This is a genomic window from Cobetia sp. SIMBA_158, from assembly GCF_046566945.1.
Classification (GTDB): Bacteria; Pseudomonadota; Gammaproteobacteria; order Pseudomonadales; family Halomonadaceae; genus Cobetia; species Cobetia amphilecti.
The window spans coordinates 1-244 of sequence record NZ_JAWJYL010000930.1 but is presented as its reverse complement, the minus strand read 5'-3'; the positions used below and the strand labels follow the sequence as shown (position 1 = coordinate 244).

General features: G+C 52.5%; 1 protein-coding gene. It reads right to left on the bottom strand.

The genetic code is table 11. The features are described 5' to 3' along the window. On the bottom strand, positions 1 to 244 hold a 244-nt coding region (locus R2R70_RS22545; RefSeq protein ID WP_410979278.1), incomplete at both ends, for an anion permease.

Genomic DNA, 244 nt, shown 5'->3' with positions numbered 1-244 from the left:
TCACCCGCCCAGGTTGCCACTTCTTCACTGTGTGTGATTTCCGGTTTGTACAGCACGTAGGAAAGCCACGGCGCAATGATAAGCAAGATAACCCCAACCGGCAGGAAGCAGAGGAACCACTGCAACCAGCTAATCTGGATACCGGCAATTTTGCTGACGAACTCCAGACCCAGCACGTTTGGTGCCGCACCGGTGACAAACATGGACGAACTCAGACTGGTACTAATGACCATCATCCACATCA